The organism is Aminobacter sp. MSH1 (genome assembly GCF_003071665.1).
GTDB classification, from domain to species: domain Bacteria; phylum Pseudomonadota; class Alphaproteobacteria; order Rhizobiales; family Rhizobiaceae; genus Aminobacter; species Aminobacter niigataensis.
In genome coordinates this window covers 2392141-2415540 of sequence record NZ_CP026265.1, presented here as the reverse complement: position 1 = coordinate 2415540, position 23400 = coordinate 2392141, and the positions used below count along the sequence as shown (strand labels likewise).

The 23400-nt window shown below is 63.9% G+C and carries 24 protein-coding genes; 19 read left to right on the top strand and 5 right to left on the bottom strand.

From position 1 onward, the window contains the following. Window positions 1-3: 3 nt before the first annotated feature. The 4 genes from CO731_RS11940 to CO731_RS11925 are packed head-to-tail and all read left to right on the top strand — an operon-like array spanning window position 4 to window position 6827. Window positions 4-1008, top strand: a complete 1005-nt coding sequence (locus CO731_RS11940) for a MoxR family ATPase (RefSeq protein WP_108609792.1) — start codon at window positions 4-6, stop codon at window positions 1006-1008. Next, window positions 1008-1922: a DUF58 domain-containing protein gene (locus CO731_RS11935; RefSeq protein ID WP_108607282.1), complete on the top strand. Its 915-nt coding sequence runs from the start codon at window positions 1008-1010 to the stop codon at window positions 1920-1922. The genes CO731_RS11940 and CO731_RS11935 overlap by 1 nt, the downstream gene beginning before the upstream one ends. Further along, window positions 1919-4744 carry a DUF4159 domain-containing protein gene (locus tag CO731_RS11930; RefSeq protein WP_108607281.1) on the top strand — a complete coding sequence of 942 codons (2826 nt, stop codon included), beginning with the start codon at window positions 1919-1921 and terminating at the stop codon, window positions 4742-4744. The genes CO731_RS11935 and CO731_RS11930 overlap by 4 nt, the downstream gene beginning before the upstream one ends. A 1-nt stretch (window position 4745) precedes the next feature. Beyond that, window positions 4746-6827 carry a hypothetical protein gene (locus CO731_RS11925; RefSeq protein WP_108607280.1) on the top strand — a complete coding sequence of 694 codons (2082 nt, stop codon included), beginning with the start codon at window positions 4746-4748 and terminating at the stop codon, window positions 6825-6827. A 21-nt stretch (window positions 6828-6848) separates the two neighbouring features. Here CO731_RS11925 and CO731_RS28735 read toward each other — a convergent pair whose 3' ends face one another. Beyond that, window positions 6849-7028, bottom strand: a complete 180-nt coding sequence (locus CO731_RS28735) for a hypothetical protein (RefSeq protein WP_159091625.1) — start codon at window positions 7026-7028, stop codon at window positions 6849-6851. 344 nt (window positions 7029-7372) lie between these two features. Here CO731_RS28735 and CO731_RS11920 point away from each other — a divergent pair, with 344 nt between their 5' ends. The 5 genes from CO731_RS11920 to CO731_RS11905 all read left to right on the top strand — a co-directional run bounded on the left by CO731_RS11920 (window position 7373) and on the right by CO731_RS11905 (window position 8685). Continuing rightward, the gene (locus tag CO731_RS11920; protein ID WP_108607279.1) at window positions 7373-7579 is read left to right on the top strand and encodes a cold-shock protein; all 207 of its coding nucleotides are present in this window, start codon (window positions 7373-7375) and stop codon (window positions 7577-7579) included. A 128-nt stretch (window positions 7580-7707) separates the two neighbouring features. Continuing rightward, on the top strand, window positions 7708-7974 hold the full coding sequence (locus tag CO731_RS11915; RefSeq protein ID WP_108607278.1) for a hypothetical protein: 267 nt from the start codon (window positions 7708-7710) through the stop codon (window positions 7972-7974). Continuing rightward, entirely contained in the window at window positions 7971-8225 is a 255-nt protein-coding gene (locus CO731_RS11910) for a hypothetical protein (RefSeq protein ID WP_108607277.1), read from the top strand. Before CO731_RS11915 ends, CO731_RS11910 begins: the two co-directional genes overlap by 4 nt. A 27-nt stretch (window positions 8226-8252) precedes the next feature. Further along, a complete protein-coding gene (locus tag CO731_RS28730) occupies window positions 8253-8399 on the top strand; it encodes a hypothetical protein (RefSeq protein ID WP_159091624.1) in 147 nt (48 codons plus the stop codon). A 55-nt stretch (window positions 8400-8454) separates the two neighbouring features. Further along, a complete protein-coding gene (locus tag CO731_RS11905; protein ID WP_108607276.1) occupies window positions 8455-8685 on the top strand; it encodes a hypothetical protein in 231 nt (76 codons plus the stop codon). 116 nt (window positions 8686-8801) lie between these two features. Here CO731_RS11905 and clpS read toward each other — a convergent pair whose 3' ends face one another. Further along, the gene (clpS, locus tag CO731_RS11900) at window positions 8802-9107 is read right to left on the bottom strand and encodes an ATP-dependent Clp protease adapter ClpS (RefSeq protein WP_108607275.1); all 306 of its coding nucleotides are present in this window, start codon (window positions 9105-9107) and stop codon (window positions 8802-8804) included. 199 nt (window positions 9108-9306) lie between these two features. Here clpS and CO731_RS11895 point away from each other — a divergent pair, with 199 nt between their 5' ends. The 4 genes from CO731_RS11895 to CO731_RS11880 all read left to right on the top strand — a co-directional run bounded on the left by CO731_RS11895 (window position 9307) and on the right by CO731_RS11880 (window position 11870). After that, on the top strand, window positions 9307-9660 hold the full coding sequence (locus CO731_RS11895; RefSeq protein WP_108607274.1) for a DUF1428 family protein: 354 nt from the start codon (window positions 9307-9309) through the stop codon (window positions 9658-9660). Between the two features lie 153 nt (window positions 9661-9813). Further along, entirely contained in the window at window positions 9814-10767 is a 954-nt protein-coding gene (locus tag CO731_RS11890) for a helix-turn-helix transcriptional regulator (protein ID WP_108607273.1), read from the top strand. Between the two features lie 234 nt (window positions 10768-11001). Continuing rightward, window positions 11002-11361, top strand: coding sequence for a hypothetical protein (locus tag CO731_RS11885; protein ID WP_159091623.1), 360 nt, complete (start codon window positions 11002-11004; stop codon window positions 11359-11361). Continuing rightward, entirely contained in the window at window positions 11358-11870 is a 513-nt protein-coding gene (locus CO731_RS11880; RefSeq protein ID WP_108607271.1) for a hypothetical protein, read from the top strand. The genes CO731_RS11885 and CO731_RS11880 overlap by 4 nt, the downstream gene beginning before the upstream one ends. A 188-nt stretch (window positions 11871-12058) precedes the next feature. Here CO731_RS11880 and choV read toward each other — a convergent pair whose 3' ends face one another. The 3 genes from choV to choX form a co-directional block, all read right to left on the bottom strand. Continuing rightward, window positions 12059-13240 carry a choline ABC transporter ATP-binding protein gene (choV, locus tag CO731_RS11875; protein ID WP_108607270.1) on the bottom strand — a complete coding sequence of 394 codons (1182 nt, stop codon included), beginning with the start codon at window positions 13238-13240 and terminating at the stop codon, window positions 12059-12061. Further along, entirely contained in the window at window positions 13237-14091 is an 855-nt protein-coding gene (choW, locus tag CO731_RS11870) for a choline ABC transporter permease subunit (protein ID WP_108607269.1), read from the bottom strand. Before choW ends, choV begins: the two co-directional genes overlap by 4 nt. A gap of 129 nt (window positions 14092-14220) precedes the next feature. Then, window positions 14221-15156: a choline ABC transporter substrate-binding protein gene (choX, locus tag CO731_RS11865; RefSeq protein ID WP_108607268.1), complete on the bottom strand. Its 936-nt coding sequence runs from the start codon at window positions 15154-15156 to the stop codon at window positions 14221-14223. 215 nt (window positions 15157-15371) lie between these two features. Between choX and CO731_RS11860 the strand changes: the two genes are divergently transcribed. From CO731_RS11860 to CO731_RS11830, 6 genes are all read left to right on the top strand, one after another. After that, window positions 15372-15986, top strand: a complete 615-nt coding sequence (locus CO731_RS11860) for a thymidine kinase (protein WP_108607267.1) — start codon at window positions 15372-15374, stop codon at window positions 15984-15986. A gap of 105 nt (window positions 15987-16091) precedes the next feature. After that, a complete protein-coding gene (locus CO731_RS11855) occupies window positions 16092-17180 on the top strand; it encodes a hypothetical protein (protein ID WP_108607266.1) in 1089 nt (362 codons plus the stop codon). Window positions 17181-17403: 223 nt separating this feature from the next. Continuing rightward, complete coding sequence (locus CO731_RS11845) at window positions 17404-18549, top strand: hypothetical protein (protein WP_108607265.1); 1146 nt, start codon at window positions 17404-17406, stop codon at window positions 18547-18549. Window positions 18550-18723: 174 nt separating this feature from the next. Continuing rightward, window positions 18724-20634: an AAA family ATPase gene (locus CO731_RS11840; RefSeq protein WP_108607264.1), complete on the top strand. Its 1911-nt coding sequence runs from the start codon at window positions 18724-18726 to the stop codon at window positions 20632-20634. A gap of 298 nt (window positions 20635-20932) precedes the next feature. After that, window positions 20933-22219 carry a DUF6638 family protein gene (locus tag CO731_RS11835; RefSeq protein WP_108607263.1) on the top strand — a complete coding sequence of 429 codons (1287 nt, stop codon included), beginning with the start codon at window positions 20933-20935 and terminating at the stop codon, window positions 22217-22219. An 11-nt stretch (window positions 22220-22230) separates the two neighbouring features. Continuing rightward, window positions 22231-23355, top strand: a complete 1125-nt coding sequence (locus CO731_RS11830) for a DUF2333 family protein (protein ID WP_108607262.1) — start codon at window positions 22231-22233, stop codon at window positions 23353-23355. Window positions 23356-23400 lie beyond the last annotated feature (45 nt).

Here is a 23400-nt window from a genome sequence, read left to right as displayed (position 1 = left end):
CGCATGAGCGTGATGATCAAGGAAACGGCGATGAGCGAGAGCGAGATGATCGCCGCAGCCGAACGTGCGCTTGCCGACATCGCCAAGATCCGCGCCGGCGTCGGCCGCGTCATCTTCGGCCAGGAAAGTGTGGTCGAACGCACGCTGGTTGCGCTCCTGGCCGGCGGCCACGCGCTGCTGGTCGGCGTGCCTGGGCTCGCCAAGACCAAGCTGGTCGAAACACTCGGCATCGTGCTCGGCCTCGACTCGCGCCGTATCCAGTTCACGCCCGACCTGATGCCGTCCGACATCCTCGGCTCCGAGGTGATGGAGCAGGACGACCAGGGCAAACGCTCCTTCCGCTTCATTTCCGGGCCGATCTTCGCGCAATTGCTGATGGCCGACGAGATCAACCGCGCCAGCCCGCGCACCCAGTCCGCGTTGCTGCAGGCGATGCAGGAGTATCACGTGACGGTCGCCGGCGAGCGCCACGACCTGCCCGCCCCTTTCCATGTGCTGGCAACCCAGAACCCGCTGGAGCAGGAAGGCACCTATCCGCTGCCGGAAGCCCAACTCGACCGCTTCCTGATGCAGGTCGACATCCTCTATCCCGAGCTCGAGGCCGAGCGCCGCATCCTTCTGGAAACCACCGGCATCGAGGACGCCAAGGCCCAGAACGTGCTCGATCCGCAGCGGCTGAAGGACATCCAGCATCTGATCCGCCGCATGCCGGTGCCCGAAAGCGTGGTCGAGGCGATCCTCAAGCTGGTGCGCTCGGCCCGTCCGGGCCAGGGCAATACCGAGACTGACAAACACGTGTCGTGGGGTCCCGGCCCCCGCGCCAGCCAGGCGCTGACGCTGTGCGCCAGGGCGCGCGCGCTTTATGACGGACGCCTCGCGCCGTCGATCGACGACATCCGCGCGCTGGCCGAGCCTGTCCTTCAGCACCGTATGGCACTGACCTTCGCCGCCCGCGCCGAAGGCATGACGGTCCGCGACGTGGTGGCGCGGCTGGTCAAGGACATCTGATGGCGCGCATCGGCGAGTCATCGGCACCGGTTGCGACCAGCGATGCGCTTGCCCGCGGCAGGCTGCGCGCGTCGCTGGTGCCTGACCTGCTGGTCGAGGCCCGCCGCATCGTCAACACCGTGATTGCCGGCTGGCACGGCCGCAAGAAGCGCGGCATCGGCGAGAATTTCTGGCAGTTCCGGCCTTATGTACAGGGCGAGGCGATGGCCCGCATCGACTGGCGCCGCTCGGCCCGCGACGACCACACCTATGTCCGCGACCGCGAATGGGAAGCCGCCCACACCGTCTGGCTGTGGGCCGACCTGTCGCCGTCGATGCTGTACAAGTCGAAGGCGGCTACGGTGTCGAAGGAATCGCGGGCCCTGGTGCTGGTCTTCGCGCTGGCCGAGCTTCTGTCGCGCAGCGGCGAACGCATCGCCTGGCCGGGGCTGACGGACCCGTTCAGCGCCCGCAGCGGTGCCGAGCGGCTGGCCTCCCATCTGGCGCAAGCCATGTCGCTGCCGGCGAAGCCCGACCTTTCCGGCATCCGCCGCTTTTCCGACATCGTCATCATCGGCGACTTCCTCGACCCGGTCGAAGAGACCATGGCCTGGCTCGATACGCTGGCCCGCCACGGCGCCCGCGCCCATCTGATCGAAGTTGTAGATCCGGCGGAAGAAAGTTTCCCCTATGCCGGCCGGACCGAGTTCACCGACCCTGAAACGGGCGACAAGCTGACCGCCGGACGTGCCGAACAACTGGCCGAGGCTTATCGCAACCTCTATTCGGCGCGCCGCCAGGAGCTTGCCGCCTGGTGCAAGCGGCTGGGCTGGAGCTACACTGTCAATCACACCGACCGCCTTGCCTCGGACGCGCTGGTGCATGTGCACATGGCGCTGACCGCCGAAGGCCACGGACCGGGAGGCCGCCGATGAGCTGGCTGCCGCTGTCCTTCGGTGCGCCCGCGGTCCTGTGGGGCCTGCTGGCGCTGCCGGTCATCTGGTGGCTGCTCAGATTGACGCCGCCTAAGCCGCAGGCCGAAGTGTTCCCGCCGCTGAAGATCCTGGCGCGGGTGTTCAGAAAGGAAGAAACGCCACACCAGAGTCCGTGGTGGCTGACGCTGCTGAGGCTGCTGATGGCAGCGCTTGTCGTGCTGGCTCTAGCCGAGCCGATCTTCAACCCGCGCGAAAAACTGCCGACCGGCGGGACGGCGCTGGCGCTGGTGGTCGACAATGGCTGGGCGAGCGCGCCGGACTGGAAACGCCGCACCGCGACCGCCGAACGGCTGATCGCCGATGCCGGGGCCGCAGGCCAGCCGGTCGTGCTGGCCTTTACCTCCGAAAAGCCGAATGCCGAGATCGGCCCCTTCGACGCCCAGGCCGCACTCGACCGGCTGCGCGCCGCCGAACCGCGACCGGTGCCGACCGACCGCGGCCCGGTCTACGCCCGTGTCGCGACGGTGCTGGCCACACTGCCCGGCGCCAGCATCGCTGTCCTCGACGACGGGCTGGCAAGTGCAGGCGACGAACAGGCGTTCGCCACGCTGCTCGGCCAAAACCCGCCGAACGTGCTGTGGGCATCGCCGGAACGGCTAGACGCCAAGGGCCTGACATCGGCCGAAAACGAGATGGACGGATTTGCCCTGACCGCGATCCGCGCGCCCGGCGATCCAGCGCCTGGTGCCGTGACCGCCGGCGCCTTCGACGACAAGGGCCGCCGCATCGCCGACGCCACGCTGACCTTTGCGCCGGGCGAGACGGTGGCGACCGGCACGATGACCGTGCCCTTCGAGCTGCGCAACGATTTTGCCTCGATCGCGCTCGACGGCCAGGCCCAGGCAGGCGCGGTGCGGGTGCTGGACGACAGCTCCAAGCGCCGCCGCGTCGGCCTGCTGTCGCAGTCGGATGCCGACGATTCGCAGCCGCTGCTGGCGCCGCTCTATTACATTCGCCGCGCGCTCGAACCCTTTGCCGACCTGAGCGAGCCGACAAGCTCTGATCTTGCCGAAGCGATCCCGCAGCTGATCGACCAGAAGCCGGCGATGATCGTCATGGCCGATGTCGGCACCATTCCGCCGCAGGCACGCGAAAGGCTGCTCAAGTGGCTCAACGACGGCGGCACGCTGGTGCGTTTCGCCGGTTCGCGGCTGGCGGCCGCCGGCAATGACGAGGAACTGCTGCCGGTCAGGCTGAGGCTCGGCGAACGTTCGCTCGGCGGCGCCCTGTCGTGGACGGCACCGCAGCCGGTGAGCGACTTTCCCGGCAGCGGCCCCTTCGGCGATCTTTCTCCGCCCAACGAGGTGACGGTGAGCCGGCAGGTGCTGGCCGAGCCGACACCCGATCTCGCGCAAAGCACCTGGGCCAACCTCGCTGACGGCACGCCGCTGGTGACCGGCGCGCGGCGCGGCAAGGGCACGCTGGTGCTGTTCCACATCGCGCCGCAGGCGACATGGTCGAACCTGCCGATCTCGGGCAGCTTCGTCGAGATGCTGCGCCGCATCGTGCAGCTGTCGCGCAACCAGGGCACGGCGACGGCCGGTGCCGACGACAAGCCGGCATCGCTGGCACCTTACCGGATGATATCGGCAGAAGGGCGTATCGTGCCGCCGCCGCCGGACGCCCGCCCGTTGCTCGCCGGTTCAGGCACCCTGCCGGTGACGCTCGAAAATCCACCCGGCCTCTATGGCAGCGAAGAAGGCGTGCTCGCCCACAACCTGCTCAAGGCCGACGCAGCGCTTGTGCCGATCGTCCGGCCGCAATTCTCGGCGCCGGTGACCGAAATACGTTACGCTTTCGACGAATCGCGCGACTTGAAAGGCCCGCTCGTGGCAGCAGCCCTGGCATTGATGGCGCTCGACACGCTGGCCGTCCTGTGGATGGGCGGGATGTTCTCGCGCCGTGGCACCCGGCGCGCACGAACGGCCGGAACTGCGGCTGCGGTCCTGCTTTGCCTGGGTGCGCTGCTTGCGCAGCCCGACGTCGCGCGTGCCGACGACACCAAGCCCGGCGACCTCGAAGCCGTGGAAGCGATCTCGCGCACCCGCATTGCCTACGTCCTGACGGGCGAAGCCTCGGTCGACGCGATCAGCCGGGCCGGCATTACCGGCCTGACAAAATTCCTCGTCGAAAAGACAGCGCTGGAGCCGGGCGAGCCGGCCGGCGTCGACATCGCCAAGGACGAGCTTGCCTTCTACCCGCTGATCTACTGGCCGATCGATCCGGCAGCCCCGATGCCGAGCGAGGCGGCCATCGCCCGCGTCGACGCCTACATGAAACAGGGCGGCACGGTATTGTTCGACACGCGCGACCAGTTTGCCAACGGCATCGGCGCCGATTCGGCGAGCCCTGCCACCGAGCGGCTGCGCGACATCCTGGCCAATCTCAATGTGCCGCCGCTGGAGCCGGTGCCAGCCGACCACGTGCTGACCAAGGCATTCTTCATCCTTCCCGAGTTTCCGGGCCGCTTCAACGGCAGCCCGCTCTGGGTCGAGGCCTCGCTGGAGGCTTCGAATGCCGAAGGCCGCCCGGTGCGCACTGGCGACGGGGTCACCCCGATCATGATTACCGCCAACGATTTCGCCGGCGCCTGGGCCGTCGACGAGAACGGCGAACCGATGCTGCCGACCGTGCCGTCCGACCCGATGCAGCGTGTCTATGCCCTGCGCGCCGGCGTCAACGTCATGATGTACATGCTGACCGGCAACTACAAATCCGACCAGGTGCACGTGCCCGTGCTGCTCGAACGGCTGGGGCAGTGACATGAACTGGTCCGTCGCCTTCGAACCCCTTTTGTCGTGGCCCGTTCTGGCCGCCCTGCTCGTGCCGCTGGCGCTGCTGGCGCTCGTCGGCCTGTGGTTCCGCCAGCGCGGTGGATGGCTGAGGTTGCTTGCGCTTGGCGCACTCGGCCTGGCACTGGCCAACCCTGTGATTCTCGACGAGGAGCGCGAACCGCTGAAGAGCGTTGTCGCCATCGTCGTCGACCGCAGCCAGAGCCAGCAGATCGGCGAGCGCACCGTCCAGACCGATGCTGCGGTCGAGGGCCTCAAGGAGCGCCTGGCGCGCTTCCGTCAGTTCGAGGTGCGCGTGGTCGAGGCCGGGCGCGCCGATGCGGCCGACGACCGCACCGAGACACGCCTGTTTGCAGCGCTCGAAAGTGCGTTCCGCGACGTGCCGCCGTCGCGCATCGGCGGCGCGGTCATGGTGACGGACGGCCAGGTACACGACGTGCCGGGCGCGCCGGCGATCAATGCCCCGCTGCATGCGCTGATCACCGGCGAGGAGAACGAGCGCGACCGCCGCATCCGCTTCGAGAACGCGCCACGCTTCGGCATCGTCGGCAAGCCGCTCGACATGACCTACCGGGTGATCGACACCGGCGGCGAAGCCGGTGCCGTCGATGTGCGTGTGTCGATCAACGGAGTGCAGGTTTCGGTCCAGCGCGCCTTCGTCGGCCAGCAAATGCCGCTGCAGATCACCATACCGAGTGCCGGCCGCAACATCGTCGAACTGTCGATCGAACGCATCGACGGTGAATTGACAGACACCAACAACCGCACGATCGCGCTGGTCGACGGCATCCGCGAAAACCTGCGCGTGCTGCTGGTCTCGGGCGAGCCGCATGCCGGCGAGCGTACCTGGCGCAACCTGCTCAAGTCCGACGCTTCCGTAGACCTCGTGCATTTCACCATCCTGCGGCCGCCGGAAAAGCAGGACGGCACGCCGATCAACGAGCTGTCGCTGATCGCGTTTCCGACCCGCGAGCTGTTTGTCGAGCGCATCAACGACTTCGACCTGATCATCTTCGACCGCTACCAGCACCGCGACGTGCTGCCGATCCTCTATTACGACTACATTGCCGAGTATGTCGAAAAGGGCGGTGCGCTGCTGATCGCCGCAGGCCCGGAATATGCCGGCGACCAGTCGATCGCCAACACGCCGCTGATCTCGGCCCTGCCCGCCATGCCCAATGGCGACGTCATCGAAAAGGCGTTCTATCCGCGCCTGACCGAACTCGGACAACGCCACCCGGTGACCCGGGGCCTTGAAGGCTCAGGCCAGGAGCCGCCGCGCTGGAGCCGCTGGTTCCGCCAGATCGGCATCGAGCGGCCGGACGGCGAAGTGGTGATGAAGGGCGCCGACGATCGCCCCCTGCTGCTGCTCGACCGCAAGGGCGAAGGCCGGGTCGGCATGTTCCTGTCGGACCAGGGTTGGCTGTGGGCGCGGGGCTATGAGGGCGGCGGCCCGCACGTCTCGCTCTACCGACGCATCGCCCACTGGCTGATGAAGGAGCCGGAACTCGAGGAAGAGCGCCTGACCGCCGATGGACGCGGCATGGTGCTCGACATCCGCCGCCAGACCATGCGCGACGAAGCAGGCTCGGCACGTGTCATCACGCCTTCGGGCAAGACGCTGGACGTGCCGTTGACCAAGAGCGATCCGGGCATCTTCCTGGGCAGCGTCGAGACCAGCGAAATCGGCCTCTACCAGGTCGGCAATGGCGACCTGACCGCGCTTGCCCATGTCGGGCCGGTCAATGCGCCGGAATTCGCCGACGTCGTTTCGACCGAGAACGTGCTCAAGCCGGCGGCCGATGCGACCGGCGGCGACGTGCGCCGGTTGGCGGCAACGGGCATTTCGGCCATTTCGAGAGGCATCTCCGTGCCGAACGTCGTGCCGGTGCGCGGCACGGCTGAAGCCTCGGGCCGCGATTGGCTCGGCTTCCGCACCACCGACGACAGCGTGCTCAAGTCGGTGTCGCGCGTGCCTTTGTTCGGCGGCTTCCTCGGTCTGGGACTGCTGCTGCTGGCGCTCGGCGCGATGTGGTACCGCGAGGGACGCTGACCGCCCTCGCCATGGAGTCCGTCAGCGCAGGCGATTGTCTTCAACGAGCTGAAGCTGGCGCCGCCGCGCGCCGTCGGTGTCGGCAAGGCGTCGCCGCGCGGCCTCGTCCTTGCGCACCGTCAGGCGACTGGCTGGCTTGGCGACAGGCACGGACATGGCCAATAAGGGCGCAGGAACGGTTGGTCGTTTCGTGAAAAACATGGTTTGTCCTCGCATGGGGAAATGCATCCCGCCGCCAAGGGTCAAGCGACCCGACAGGAATGCAAGTGCTGATTTTCTGCTAGTTGCCGAAGCGTAACAGCATTCCGGCGCCCATGATAGAAGCCGTGCTGCGAAAATAAACTCGCAAATAAAAGCGGCTCCGGAAAAAACTCCTTACATAAACCTCAATTAACAGCTATAAGTAAATTATCGTTTTTTGGGCCAAGCTTGGCTATCGCGGCGTCAGAGGCTCTCGACCCGCCGAACTCACTCCAAATCGTCGATCCTTTGATGTGCGGCATTACTTGCTGCACGACGACTTTTCTCATTCGAAAGACAATCTAATGAACACTGGAACCGTAAAGTTCTACAACGGCCAGAAGGGCTTTGGCTTCATCGAACAGGCTGACGGCGGCAAGGACGTGTTCGTTCACGTCAGCGCGCTTGAACGCGCAGGCTTCTCCGGCCTCGCCGAAGGCCAGAAGCTCAATTTCGAGCTCGAGCGCGACACCAAGGGCCGCGAGTCGGCCACCAATCTTCAGCTGCTCTGATTGATCGGATCGAAGGACGCTGACCACGGATGTACTGGCAGCGTCTCTCTCGGTTCGCTTCCGAGCACGGCTGAAGTGAGGAAAGCGGGGCATTGCTCCGCTTTTCGTCCATTAACGGAGTTGCTGTCATGACCGGGCGCACCAAGCACTCGACCGTCCATTTCGACAAGCCGTTCGCCTTGCGTGGATTGGAAGAAATCCAGCCGGCGGGCGACTACGATATCGACGAGGATGAGGAAATGATCGACGGCATATCCTGGATCGCCTACCGGCGCGTTGCCACCTACATCCACCTGCCCGCCCGGTCTCTCAATCTGCTCACCAGCCAGGTTCTGGCCATCGACCACGCCGAACTCGAAGCCGCGCTGCGGCAGGACCAGGAACAGCTCGCATGATCAGGTTCACCAAGGGACCGGCTTCAGCCCCGCGCGTGGAAAAGCCGTCGCATCGCTTCGCGGTCGGCCAGATGGTCCGGATCAGGAGCCGGGTCGGCATCGCGGTGAAGGACGCGGAGACCTTCCACGTCAAGGCGACGTTGCCGGCCAAGGACGGCTCACCGCAATACCGGATCCGCAGCGACAGCGAGAGCCACGAGCGGGTCACCACGGAAGACAATCTCGAGGGGGTCGAAGCGGCGGCCGGATAGGCGCGACGTTTCACTGGCAAGGAGGAAATGATCATGGCCAAGGGCCAACAACGCAGCAACCGCGAAACCAGAAAACCCAAGAAGGAAAAGGTCGCCGTGAAGGCGGCTGCTCCATTCGGCTCCCAGGTCAAACAGGCAGAAACCGCCCCCTACAAGGGCAAGCCGAAAGGCTGACGCACGGCCCCGAAAATCGTCTGCGATCTCCGGGATCAGGCGGCTGGAGGCGAATGTGAACTTCGTCATCGAATTTTATCGCCTGCGCGAAGAAGACGGCGCGCACGCCACCCTCGACCGGGTTCCGCTCGAAGCGGCGAACCTCGAATCGGCAATCGACATCGCCGGCTCGCTTTTCCACACACTCGCCATGCCGCAGATCCCGGACCACGTCCGCGTCTGCGACTGGTCCGGCCGTGAGCTCTATGCCGGACCGGTTTCCGGCGAAGAACCAATCTGGACGTGACTGATCGGCGATAGGGCGGTCGCCCTTACCTCCAGTTTCGGCGCCATGGTCCCCTGCCCTGCAGGCGTTCGACGCTCGATAAGCCAAATATCGTCGACCGGCCTTGCGGATGCCTCTCATTCCTCCGGTTCGGTGGTGAATTGCAGCGGGTAGCCCTTGGCCTTTCCAGCCTCGGTCGCCCGCGTCGCCTTGGTCTCGGCGACGTCCCGGGTGAACACCGCGACCACGCAGACGCCACGCTGGTGGGCGGTGATCATCACCCGATGCGCTTGGTCCTCCGACATGTGGAACTCGCCCTTCAGCACCGTGACGACAAAGTCGCGCGGCGTGAAGTCGTCGTTGAGCAGGATGACCTTGTGTAGCTTCGGTCGCTCGGTCTTCGGGCTGACCTTGGTGTGGGGAGCAGTGGTGATTTCAGGCATGGCAAGCGAGCCTCATGCGCGGGCTTCCACAGTATGGGATCGATCGACCCGCTCCGCAACGCCGCACCCAGCCCTGTGGCCGGAACCATCGCCGCGCCCGGCCATTGAGAGGCAGGCCCGACGAAAAAAGTTGGACACGGATGTCGGAAAGGGCACCGGCCGTTCGTCCTTGCAATGTCACAACACGAGGAGAAGAAGCATGTCCTATGTCGATGGGTTCCTGCTCGCCGTGCCGAAAGGCAAGATCGAGGCCTACAAGGAGATGGCGCGCACCGGGAGCGAGGTCTGGAAGGACCACGGCGCAATCGCCTATGTCGAGTGCCTGGCCGACGACGTGCCCTATGGCGAAGTCACCTCGTTTCCCCGCGCGGTGCAGGCCACGGACGACGAGATTGTCGTCTTCTCATGGATCGTCTACCGCTCGCGCGAGGAACGCGACGAGATCATGAAGAAGGTGATGGCCGACCCGCGCTTGCAGGGCGATCCGGCGTCATGGCCGTTCGACGGCAAGCGCATGATCTATGGCGGCTTCAAGCCGTTCATCGAAAGCTGAAGGCGCCCGAAGCAATGGCGGTTGCCGGCAGCAGCCGGCGGCCGCCCGCTTGACCGCATCAGACGTTCCGTCAATAACGGCAACCCGCATAGGCTGAATGCGCAATTCGTTTCGCGCATAGGTAGATCATGCTCGCTGAGATGGAACCGTTCGATGCAGCGCCTTACGACTTTTGACGTTCCCGCACGAGACCGCCTGTCCTACCTGCACGATTTCGTCGCCCGCCATGTCGCGGGCCTGCGCTTCCGGCCAGCCGATGCCGACAGCTTTGCGTTTGACGTCTCCGCCTACTTCCTCGACGCCGGCACGACGATCGGCACCGCGTGCTATTCGGCCGTGCACGGCGAACGCCCCAGGGACCTGATGGCCGCAGACGGCCGCCAAGACTATCTGATGACCATCCATACCACGGATTATGAGGTCGCAATCGCCGGCAAGCCGCCGCTGTCGATCAGGGCCGGCGACATCACCCTGGTCAACGAGGCCACGGCCATGGCTTTCGCCTTGCCGAACACGCTGCTCAAGGTCGTGGCCCTGAACGAGGCGCGGCTTGCAGCGATAGCGCCCCGTGTCCGCACGCAGGCGTTTCACCACATTCCGGCGCAAGCCGGGGGTGCCGCGCTGCTGACTGGATATGCCGACCTGCTGCGCGCCGCAGCACCCGACGGCGAAGCCGGTCGTACGCTTGCCGGCAATCATCTCTACGACCTCGCGGCCCTCGTCGTGCAAGGCGCGACGAACGCCGCCGCCGAACCGGTTCGCGCCAGCCTGGGTGCCGCGCGGCTGGAACTGGTCAAGGCCGAGGTGCTACGCCACCTGACCGATCCCGAACTGAACGTCAGCGTAATAGCCCGGCGTCAGGGCGTGACCCCGCGCTATATCCAGCGGCTGTTCGAGCAGGAAGGCTCGACTTTCTCCGAGTTCCTGCGCGATGCCCGGCTCGACCTCGCCGTCCGGTCCCTCGGCAATGCCAGCGCAGCCACGATCTCGGCCATTGCCTTCGACGCCGGCTTTGGCGACCTGTCCTATTTCAACCGTGCCTTTAGGCAGCGCTTCGGCACGACGCCGAAGGAGATCAAGGCCACAGCCCTGCGCCGCCGCCAGTAGTTCGGGCCTTTCCGGTTCGCACCAGTCCGCATCTGTTCGTCCCCAGCCAAGACCGCGCCAGCCGCGCCGTCGTAGAGCAGTGCCGTGGCGGACCGATGCATCCGACGGGCGGGGGCGCTCTTCGAACGCATGCGTGGCCGGCCATCGCCGGACCGCCGACTGGGCAGAGTCGGCGGTCCGCGCATGGGCCGTCTCCACGGAGTTCGCGCCATCTCCAGCGAAATCGAGAGATCCATGAAAACAGCGATTGCATTGATGTTGTGCGGCGTGCTCGCCGCCTGCAGCCAGACGACCTCGACAACCAGCACGACGACAACAGCCGGAGCGCCTAAGGCGGCGGCCCAGGTCGCGCCCAAAGGCAAAGCCGGGAAGATGACGGCCGAACAGCGCTGCGAGGAAGCCATGCGCAAGGCGACCAAGGCGCAGACCAACGCCGCCATGCTCGGCGGCGCGCTTTCGATGGTCGGCGGCTTTGGCGGCCTTGGTCGCGGCGGCGCGATCGCCGCGCAGGCCGCGTCGGTCGGCGGTTCGCTGATGCAGGCCAAGGCCCAGGACGATGCCGGCAAGGCACTGGAAGCGGAGTGCATGGGATGACCGGGCTTTCCCTGCTCAAGCGCCACCTCGCCGGCAGCCTGCTGGCGGCAAGCCTCGCCCTCGGCGCGTTCGTGCTGCCGGCTCGGGCATTGACGTTCGATGAGGTCGGCAAGGTGGTGCAGCTGCTCACCGAGTTGGAGCCGGAACTCGGCCGCCTCGCCTATGACGAAGAGGAGGCCGACCAATGGTTCGACGACGATGCCGGCCTCGAGGGCCGCATCGCCAAGGCCGGCTTCAGCCGCGAAACCTGGAAGCAGGCGCTCGACGCCACCTTCCGGGGTTATCTCGCGACAATCGCCACCGAAAGGTTCGAAGCCACATTCTCGGGCCTGACGGAAAGAGTCGATGCCAGCGATCTGAATGACGAGCAGAAGGCCGAGATGCGCAGCTTCGTCGAGACCAAGATCGCCGAGACACGGGCCCTGCGCGCCGAAGGCAAGAAATATGTCGACGCCGTGCAGCCTTATGCGGTCAGGCTGAACGAGTTGTTGGGCGATCAGGAAGAGTGAGGCTTCTTACCTTCTCCCCTTGTGGGAGAAGGTGCCTGAACGAAGTGAAGGCGTATGAGGGGGTTGGACGAAGCGCGACGCATGACACCCCGCGCTGAGGGGTGGTAGCACTCCGGCCAGCACCCCTCATCCGTCTCGGCGCTACGCGCCGATCCACCTTCTCCCACAGGGGGAGAAGGAAAAGATCGCTACCGCCTGAGCACCGCCGACAGCACATCGCGGATACCGATGGCGCCGACGAAGCGCGACTGGTCGTCGAACAGCGCCACAGGCGACGTCTGCGAGCGGTGCATGGCGAGCATCACCAGCTTGAGCGAGGTGCCGGGCTTGGCCCAGAACACGTGCGAGGCCTCGTCGGACGATTTTTCGATGTCGTCGACGGAGACCCATACAGCCGGCTGGCCGTTGCGCTCGGCGGCGGCGACGAGACCCTGTGCGTCGATCTTGAAGCGTGTCGTCTTGCGCCGGTCGAGCCAGACCCAGCCCTTCCCCGCATCTTCGAGATCGCGGCGGTCGCGCATGACGTTCCACGCCGTCAGCACCGACAGCGGGTTCACATTGGCGATGAAGTCGCGGACATAGTCGTTGGCCGGACGCAACACGATGTCCTCGGGCGGTCCGGACTGGACGATGCGCCCGCCTTCCATGATGGTGATGGTGTTGCCGATCTTCAGCGCTTCCTCGAGATCGTGGCTGACGAAGATGATCGTCTTCTTCAGCGTCTTCTGCAGCTGCAGCAGCTCGTCCTGCAGCTTGGTGCGGATCAGCGGATCGAGCGCCGAAAACGGCTCATCCATCAGAAGGATCGGCGCCTCGGTGGCGAAGGCACGCGCCAGGCCGACGCGCTGCTGCATGCCGCCGGACAACTCGTGGGCGTATTTCTTCGCCCAGGGCGTCAGGTTGACGAGGTCGAGCTGCTTGCCGACCTTCTGCTTGCGCTCGGCTTCCGGCATGCCGGCAAGTTCGAGGCCGAGGCCGACATTCTCCTCGACCGTGCGCCACGGTAGCAGGCCGAACTGCTGGAACACCATGGCGACCTGATGCTGCCGCAGCCGCCGCAGCGTGGCCTCGTCGCAGGACACGACGTCGACCATCTTGTCGCCGTCTTTGACCATGACCTGGCCGCGCGAGACGATGTTGAGGCGGTTGACGGCACGCAGCAGCGTCGACTTGCCCGAGCCGGACAAGCCCATCAGCACCGAGATCTCGCCCTCGTTGACGGTGAGATTGGCACCCGCGCAGCCGAGCACGTTGCCTGTCTTTTCGAGGATCTCGGCGCGGCTGGCGCCGCTGTCGATCAGATTGAGCGAGCCCTTGGTGTCGTTACCGAAGACGATGTCGACATTCTTGAAATCGACGGCAATGTTCATTTCTTGCCTCCCACGCCGATACGCGTCATCCGGTCGAGCACGATGGCGAGAACCACGATAGCCAGCCCCGCCTCAAGCCCGAGGTCGATCTTGCGTGAGCCGAGCGCGCGGTTGATTTCCGTTCCGAGGCCACCGGCGCCGATGAGGGCGGCGAACACCACCATCGACAGCGACAGCATGATGCATTGCGTAAGCCCCGCCATGATGGTGGGCAGCGCCGCCGGCAGCTCGACCTTCCACAACAGCTGCCGCTTGGTAGCGCCGAACGCCTCGCCGGCCTCGATAATGGCCTTCGGCACCGAAACGACGCCGAGATGGGTGAGACGCACCGCCGTCGGGATGACGAAGATGATGGTGACGATCAGGCCCGGCGCGTTGCCGAGGCCGAACAAAGTGAGCACCGGGATCAGGTAGACGAAGGTCGGCAGCGTCTGCATCAGGTCGAGCACCGGCAGCATGACGCGGTAGACCTTGGGCTTGTGCGCGGCCCAGATGCCGAGCGGCACGCCGATCAGCATCGAGGCTGCGGCTGCGGCGACGACCAGCACCAGCGTTTCGACCGTCTGCTTCCAGAGGCCCTGGTTGATGATGAACAACAGCCCCAGTGCGACGCCGATCGCCAGCGCCCGCGAGCGCTGGAGATACCAGGCCAGCAGCGCGATGAGCGCGACCAGCGCGACCGGCGGCAACAGCAGCAGCGCATCGACCAGCCCGTCGAGCAGCAGGTTGAGGCCGTTGGAAAAGCCGCGGAAGATGGCGTTGAAATTGTCGGTGAGGAAAGTGAAGAATGCCTTGCCCCAAAGGCCGATCGGAATCTTGTAGGCGGCCAGCAAGCTCGATACCGGATCCATCTGTCCCCTCTCTATTGCTTTCGCAGGCACCGGTCGCGCCGGCGCTTCTCGCTTAACTTGATACGAAAAAGGGCAGCTGTCTCGCTTCGCTGCCCTTCATCATGTCATTTTGTCGGCAAGGACGCAGGCTTAGCTTGCCAGCGCCGCCTTCACCGCAGCCGAAGCATCGCCGCCATCGAAGGTGGTGACGCCGTCGAGCCACTTGGTGGCCGCGTCGGGATTTGCCTTGAGCCACTCCTTGGCGACGTCATTGGCATTGCCGCCTTTCAGGATCGCGTCCATCATGGTGTTTTCCATCGACAGGTCGAACGACAGGTTGGTGATGAACTTGCCGACATTCGGGCACTCGGCGACGTAGCCCTTGCGCACGTTGGTGTGCACGGTGGCAGCGCCGAAGCCCGAGTCGCCCATGCCGTCGAGATAGGCGATCTTCATCTCGCCCATGACAGGATGCGGCGTCCAGCCGAGGAAGACGATCCACTGATTGTCCTTCATCGCCTGCTCGGCCTGCGTCAGCATGCCGGCTTCGGACGATTCGACCAGCTCGAAGCCGGCGAGATTGTTCTCCGCCTTGCCCAGCATTTCGAGGATGATGCGGTTGCCGTCATTGCCCGCTTCGATGCCGTAGATCTTGCCGCCGAACTTGTCCTTGAACTTGCCGAGGTCGGTCAGCGTCTTGACGCCGCCTTCAGCGACATAGGTTGGGACGACAAGGCCGTAGCCGGCGCCGTCGAGGTTCTTGCTGACGGTCTCTACCGAACCTTCGGCGGTGTAATCCTTGATGTCGCTGGTCATCGACGGCATCCAGTTGCCGAGGAAGACGTCGAGGTCGTTGTTCTTGAGCGAGGCGTAGGTAACCGGCACCGAAAGCTGGATGACCTCCGGCTCGTAGCCCATTGCGGTCAGCAGCACCGAGGCAACGCCGGTGGTGGCCTGGATGTCGGTCCAGCCGACATCGGACAGGCGCACTTTCTTGCAGCTCTCGGCGTCCCCCGCGTAAGCGGCACCGGCAGTCATGACCGCCGACACGCCGATGGCGGCGGCGAGTGTTATCATGCGCGACATATGTAGATTCTCCCATTCGTATTTTTAACGGCAACGCGATAGTGTTGTTGTTCGTCTTTGTCGCGAGCCAAACACCATTTTCCTTTGGATTCAAGTGACATGACGCAGCGACACACGCCGCGGGCTGATCCATCAGCGACATCGCGAAGGTTTTTTGCGGTGGATGGCGAAGCTGCCCTCTCCCCGCGCCCGCCAGCTTGGGCTTAAGGAAGCACATGGCCAAGCTCTACTTCCACTATGCCACGATGAACGCCGGCAAGACGACCATGCTTCTGCAGGCGTCCTACAACTACCGCGAGCGCGGCATGACGACGATGCTGTTCGTCGCCGGCCACTACAGCAAGGGCGACACCGGCTACATCTCGTCGCGCATCGGCCTTGAGGCCGGCGCCGAAATGTTCCGCCACGGCGACGACTTGTTCGCCCGTATCGCCGAGCACCACGATCATACGACAGTGCATTGCATCTTCGTCGACGAGGCGCAGTTCCTTGAAGAAGAACAGGTCTGGCAACTGGCGCGGGTTGCCGACCGTCTGAATATCCCGGTCATGTGCTACGGCCTGCGCACCGATTTCCAGGGCAATTTGTTCAGCGGTTCGCGCGCTTTGCTCGCCATCGCCGACGATTTACGCGAGGTGCGCACCATCTGCCGTTGCGGCCGCAAGGCGACTATGGTGGTCCGCCTCGGCCCCGACGGCAAGGTGGCGCGCCAGGGCGAGCAGGTGGCAATCGGCAAGGATGTCTATGTCTCCTTGTGCCGGCGCCACTGGGAAGAAGAGATGGGCCGCGCCCAGCCAGATGATTTCATCGGTTTTGCATCGCGGAGCTAAGTAGCTTCGCCTTAAATGTTTTCGCCGGGCGCTTGCGTCTTTCAATCGATAGATGCGGCACATATATTCGGCGCCACTGTCCCGCATTCGACACCGGAGGAACGTATGGCAACGCTGCAGAATTTCGATGCCGAAATCGCCAAGACCAAGCAGGTCGTGGAAGAAATGCGGACCAAGATCGAAAAATCGGGCACCGTGCTCGACACCATCGCCAAGACTGACGAGAAGATCGGCGCCAGCGATTTCGACATCGAAAATGCGCGCATCCAGGACGTTCTCAAGCAGCAGAAGGTGATGGAAGGAAACATCGCCGACCTGATCATCGGCCTTGAAGACGCCACCAACGTGTTCGGCTCCGAATTCGAGAGTATGAAGAGCTTCACCGGCTGGGAAACCTTCGTCGGCATCTTCTCCGATTCGAGCAAGCAGCGCATGCGCACCGACCGTGTGCGCAACATGTCGCTGGCCGGCAACCTGCAGGAACTCCTGGTCAAGTCCGACACCATCGTCGGCATCCTGAAGGCACAGAAGGACGTGCTCGACGCGCGCTACAAGACCTCGGAGACCAGCCTGTCCCAGGTGATCGAGCGCCGCAAGTCGACGATGTCCAATCTTGAGGCGGTCCAGAAGCGCATCGAGGAGTTGAATCCGCTTCTCCTCGACATCGAAAACAAGATCGCGGCGTCGACCAGCCAGAAGGAGCGCACCGACCTCGAATCCGAACGCTCCAAGCTCGCCACCGAATACAACGAGAAGCAGGCCAAGGAGCAGGAACTGCTGGCCGAGAGCCAGACGCTCGAGCGCTACACTTCGATGTTCCAGACCTTCGTCGATTCGCTGAACAACCAGATCGCGGCGCAGAACACGCTGATCAACAAGCTGACCATCGATACCGAACAGCGCATCGTGCTCTACAAGGCGCTGGAGGACTCGCTGAAGACCGCGGCCCAGCAGGACGTCGCCCACAAGATCAACACGCTGGGCTCCAAGGTCGACAACACCGCCGAGGAGACGATGGCCGGCATCGGTGCGGCCGCCCAGAAGCACATCGGCGACCTGCTCGAAATGCACGAGAAGAACATGGTAGCGACTGCCGACATCCAGCGCCGCAAGAAGCTTGCCGACGACGCCTTTGCCCGCCGCTTCGACGATGTGCTGAAGAAGCATAACGCTTCGGACTACGTGCAGTCGTAACGACTATTCAGATGAGAGCCCTGCGCTCCGTCGCGCCCCCCTCTGGCCTGCCGGTCATCTCCCCCGCAAGGGGGGAGATCAGGCGGCGGCTCAGACTTCGCCAATCTTCGGCGTTGAAAGTGGGGCAAAGGCGCAGATGGCGGGTGATCTCCCCCCATGTGGGGGAGATGTCCGGCAGGACAGAGGGGGGCAACGTCGAGCCCATGCATTCGAGATTTCGCCCATGACCCCCACCGACGACCCGGCCGTCCGCTATTTCGATGCGATCAAGGCGGCGCTGAGCGGGCTGGAAATCTTCATGCGCGACGACCGCTCGCCGCTCTACAGGCACGGCATCGTGGCGAAGATCGCGGCCGAGTACATCTCGCGGCTGGAGCGGTCGTTCGCCTGCTGGCGCAATCGGCTGGGCTTCATGGAGACCTTCAAGATTTCGCGCGCCGAAAGCGGTTTTCCGGTGTTCCAGAACGTGCTGGAACTGGAAAACGACCGCAAGACGGCGGCGCAGCGTCTGGCCAGCATCCCCCCGCCCGGCGAGCTGCGCGAGGAGATGGCCGACTTCATCCTGCGCCACAAGGAATTCCCCGAGGCGCTGCAACGCTCGATGGCCGAGCGGCTGTATCTCGAGGACGTCAAGGACGGCGTGACCTTCAGCCCGTTCATCCTGGCGCAGACGGCCAAGGTGTCGGTCAACCCGAAGTCGATGCGGCCCTATTATCTCGTCCATTGGGGCAGCTTCGACGGCAGCGCCAACCTGCCGATGATCTATATGGCCACGGTCGAGGATTCGTCCGAGGCGATGGTCGAGCAACTGGTCGACAACAACGGCAAGCTCAACGAGAAGATCGACATTCCCCTGCCCGTCGACGGCCTGCTCAATCCCGACCTGGCCCACCGCTTCGACGACTTCACCGAGAAGAACTCGGCCTATTCGCTGTCGCCGCTGACCATCGCCACCAATCTCGACAAGGATTTCCCCGACCTGCACCCCAAGCAGCTGCGGCGGCTCGTGCTCGGCCCGTTCTATTCGGCCGGCATCACCGAGCACAATTCGGCGGTGGCCGAAGTGCTGTCCAAGGTGCGCAAGGCCGAAAACGCCTGGCTGCTGACCTGGACGATCCAGGAGGTTTATTCCAAGGCCGAGAAGCCGGGGCGCAAGGGCCTGTGGTCGAGCGAGCCGGCGAGCGAGGAGTTCTTCATCAACACCGACGATCTCGAAGCCGCGCGCCAGGGCGTGTCGAGCTACGAGAAGCACGCGTTGATCCCGCACGAGGCCTACCAGGCGCTCTATGCCGCCGGCGAGGCCGAGAAGATCTTTGGCGGGTACAAGGTGCACATCCTGTCGAAGGGACAGGTGATTAGCGATGTGTAGCGCGCGACCGGCTTGGGTTGGCTCAGCCCCTCACCCTTACCCTCTCCCCGTGAAGAACGGGGAGAGGGAGGCGTCGACGGCGCGGTCAGCCTCCTTCTCCCCGTCCTCACGGGGAGAAGGACCGGCAGGGGATGAGGGGCAGCGCCAACGCTCCCCTGAACGAGCGAGGGTTCAATGGACACCGGCCTGACTGCGATTTCGGAAGCCGACATCGAAAAGCACCGCGCCATCGCGCAGAGCTTCATCACCCGCATCGTCGTGCTGGAGGATTCCTCCGGCCAGTCGGGTACGGCACTGGCCGGCACCAACCGGCGCTTTGTCTCCACTGTGTCGACCGGCTCGATCCGCAAGACGCGCGAGGTCGAGCTGCAGAAGACCGTCGCAGCCATCCGCCCCGACGACCAGCTGATGTCGATCCCCCAGCACACCCTGCTGTTCCGCGCCCGCCGCGGCATTGCGGTGGCGCTGGCCGTCTCCGACGTGTTCTCGCGCTCGACCGATCTCGAGGCGCTGCAGGCCAAGAATGCGCGGACGCCGCTAGAAGGCGACGAAGCCAGCCATTTCAAGAAGCTGCTGTCGGCCTCGGCCTATGTCGCAGCCTTCACACTTGCCTCCTATCTCGCCCAGCTGATCGACAGCGACGGCGAAGCGCCCAACGATGTCACCGAACCTGACTTCCTGTTCGACACGCCGCAGGATGCGGTGAAATCGATCGTCTCGGGCCTCGACCGCGCGCTTTCGGGCGCCAAGGACGATGCCGATCTTCTGACGCGCGGCCGCGCCTTCGCTCGTGTCGCGATCGAGGGCCTTTTGCAGCGCAAGGGCCGCTTCGACGGGCTCGGCGCCTTCGAGAACGCCCATATCCGCATCGACGCCGACGACTTCACCCTCGACGGCTTCGACGTCGCACCGGGCAAGAAGTCGAAGCCGCTGGTGATGACCTTCAAGAAGCCGCAGGAGGTCGTCGGCAACCACATCGCCAAGTTCCAGTCGGTCAGGCTGGCCAAGATGCTGATGGCCTATGATTTCGACCGCGAGCTGAACCCGTTCGTCGAGCTTGGCGGTTTCCTGTTCACCTTCATCGGCGACGGCGCGCCCGGCACCGGCAAGACGACGCTGATCCAGATGATCGCCGGCCTGGTCAACAATTACTGCCAGGTCGCCGGCTACCCCTTCGCCTACGAGAATTTCGGCGTCGACCAGATCTCGTCCTACCAGGGCAAGTCGGGCCAGAACTGCCGCCAGTTCATCAACAACGTGCTCAACCCGCGCGCCATCGGCTTCGGCACCATCGACGACATCGACCAGGTGGCGGCCAAGCGCTCCGACGACCGCGCTTCTGCCGGCCAGCAGGAAATCACCGGCGTGCTGATGGACGCCTTCGCCGGCGCCGGCACCGTGGTGCGCGGCAACTGCTCCTTCGGCATGTTTTCCAACTATCCCGAAAATGTCGACGACGCGCTGCGCCAGCGCGCCGGCGCCCGCTGGCTGGTCGACGGGCCGCAGACCCGCGACGACTACATCGACATCTTCGTGCTGCTCGCCGGCAAGAACCACAAGATCCCGCTCGGCGAGCACGAGCTCTATGCCGCGCAGGAGATCCAGCGCGCCGTGACCGAGGCCTATGAAGAGCATGCCAGGCCGCAGGAAGACGGGCTGGAAAAGGTCTACGACCGCTTCATGAAGGACAATGGCGCGCCCAAGTCGCTAGCTGACGTCGGCACCTACCTGCACATGATCAAGGAAGCCGAACCGCGCTTCACTGGCCGCGCCATCAAGAACGTCACCGACGCGATCAAAATGCGCGCCATGGACATCGAGCTGCCGGAGGACTGGTTCGAAAAGCCGGAAGCCTTCATGCACAAGGGCTACGATGAGAAGAAGGCGATGATCGAGGAGCTGCGCGGGCCGTTCTCGATGGACATGGTGATGCAGGAGATCAACCGCTACGCCGACTCTGAGTTCCGATACTCCGACAAGTCGGACGATGCCGCGGTGTCGAAGCTGCTCCGCGACGCAAGGCTACGCGAACGCGCGGCGAAGGAGATGGAGGAGCTGAAGGCGAAGGGGCTTTGGAATGCTTGACTGGCTATCAGGCTCATCTCAGGATTTTCCAAGATTCGTTGAGCACGTCGGGATGCGAGACCTATATCTCTTGTGGGTGCAGGCGACGATAATAACCATATATTTGAATTTTCCTGCGATAAGAAGTGTGGTTGGTATTAGATATAAAATAAAATATGCATCAAAAAGCTTGAATATCGAAAATAAAAATGTCGAATTTTACGGAGAAGCCGCAGAGATATTTGGAAAATTTGTCACAAATCTGGTCTGCTTGGCGCTAGCTTACATACTCGCGTTGCTTCTTTGGTTTGGTGTCTAGATGGACCTCCTCCGCGACAACGAGCTCATCTACGGCCGCCTGCTGCCGGTCGACGAGCCGCATCTGATCGACCGTTACAACAAGGCGCTCAAGGCGTTCGGGCTCGAACCGACAAAGCTGAAGAGTTTCGAGATCGACCGCACCGGCTTCTCGCCCGAGATCGCCGAGGAGCTGGGCGACTACCAGTATCTCGACCCCAACGAGGTCAACCGCCGTTTCATCATCCTGACGCCGTCGCAGATCGACCTGCCGGTGGTGCACACGGCGTTCTCCAACACCTCGCAGCTTTTGTTCGAATTCATGTCGAAGAACCAGCGCGCCATCGACGCGCTGACGATCAAGGACGTGATCTACGGCGAGATCGAGGATTCGGTGTCCAAGGTCGAGGACATCGAGGACCTGTTGTCGATCAACCAGGTCGAGTTCCGCGTGCTGTCGGCCGAGGACGTGCTCGGCAAGGCCGCCGAGCTCGGCAAGCTGGTCGACAAGCTGAAGCAGGAGCCCGAGGCCTGGCGCGACGACGAAATGCTCACGCGCATGGTCGAGCTCGCCAAGGTCTGCGGCGACATCCGCGAGAACGCGCTGGTGCCCGACCAGGTGATCTTCCGCCACAACGCCTTCTGGACCAGCCATTTCGGCGGGCTCTACGTCTTCGTCGACCGCGACGTGACGACGGTGATCTCCGATCCATCGGCGCCTGGCTTCCGCCGCTCGCGGCCATGGCAGGTGAGCTACCTGTCGATCCGCGACGCCGACAAGGTGTTCAAGTTCCTGGCCTCTACCGGGCGCCTCGACCTGCCGCGCGCTTCGTGGATCGAAAGCTCCGGCTATCTCGAGCACCGGGCCGAGATGGCGGTCAGGGCGCTGATCCGCGCCGCCGAGCCGAAGCGCGACCTGGGCAAGGTCGACAAGGTCTGGCTGCAGACCTGGATCCACAGCCATGCCGACGCGATCAACAGCGACGGCACCTTCCCCTTCCTCAACGGCGCCAAGCGCGAGATCTCCCAGCTCGGACAGCTCAGGCTCGAAGACGTATTTCCGCTGCATCGCTTTCTGGTGGTGCGCGCCAAGCCCGATCATCCCGACGCCTGGCTGACCAACCGGCTGATCTCGGAATTCGTGCCGTCCGACTTCGTGTCGCGCTATGTCTTCAACAAGCAAGGCTTCTACAAGGACTATGAAGAGCTCAGCGAGACCTGGCGATCCAATGTTGTGGACACGTTGAAAAGCTCATATCTGAAAGACAAGGCAGCGTTCCGCGCACAGCTTTACGGCCTGACCGACTGAGGGGGTTCCATATGCTTGATCCGATCGTGAGTTTCTTCACCCGGATATTCCAGTTGATCGGCCGCGGCCTCGGCTTCGTCATCGGCATCCTGCTCTTGCCGTTCATCTGGCTCGGTCGCTGGTACGTCCAGCGCGGCTGGATCCTCAAGAGCGCGCTCGGCGCGGCCATCCTCGGCCTGGTGGCACTCTACGGTTACTTCGTCTGGAACACGCAGGTCTGGACCAACTTCAACCCCGACTATGTCGCGGCGCATAATTTCGAGAACCGCAACGTTTCGGCCGGCGAGCAGGTCGTCGCCGGCGGCGGCACCGACACCGCGCGCACCTGCGGCCGTTCGGCCATCGCCGACATCTCGGCCGAACTGACCAATTTCAACGTCAACGAGAATGCCTGGATCTCGTCGATGATCCTCTACAAGACAGGCTTGTTCGGCCTGTCCTGGGACAAGACGCCGTTCCTCGACAACAAGGCCTCGTTCCAGCGCGGCATCAACCAGGCGATCCGGCGCACGACGACGGAGCTGGCCGACAATCTCGGCCGCGTGCGCGGTACCAGCCAGGTCGATTCCGACCTGCAGGACGCCCGCGGCAACATGCAGTTCGACGAATACACCTGGTATTTCGGCCTGACTCCGTTCGGTCCGAAGACGCCGACCCCGAGCTACTACCGTTCGGCGATCAAGAGCCTCAACAGCTTCAACGCCCGGCTGGAGAAATGCGAAGCGGTGTTCGACGCCCGCGCCGACAACCTGATCCAGTTCATCGACCGCATTTCCAACGACATCGGCGCCACCTCAGCGATCCTCAAGGACCGGGCCGAGAACTTCAACAATGGCTGGTTCGACCCGCGCGCCGACGACCGCTTCTGGTTCGCCTATGGCCAGCTCTACGGCTATTACGGCCTGCTGAAGGCGACCCATGCCGATTTCGAGGACGTGCTGCGCACCCGCAACCTCGACAATCTGTGGGACACGATGGAGCAGCAGACACGTTCGGCGCTCAACATCCAGCCATTCATCATTTCCAACGGCGCCGAGGATGGCTGGTTCATGCCCTCGCACCTTATCACGATGGGCTTCTACATCCTGCGCGTGCGTTCGAACCTCGTCGAGATCAGCAACGTGCTGAGCAGATAAGCGAATGGCGAACAGTGAGTAGCGAATAGGGAGTAGTACGGTAAC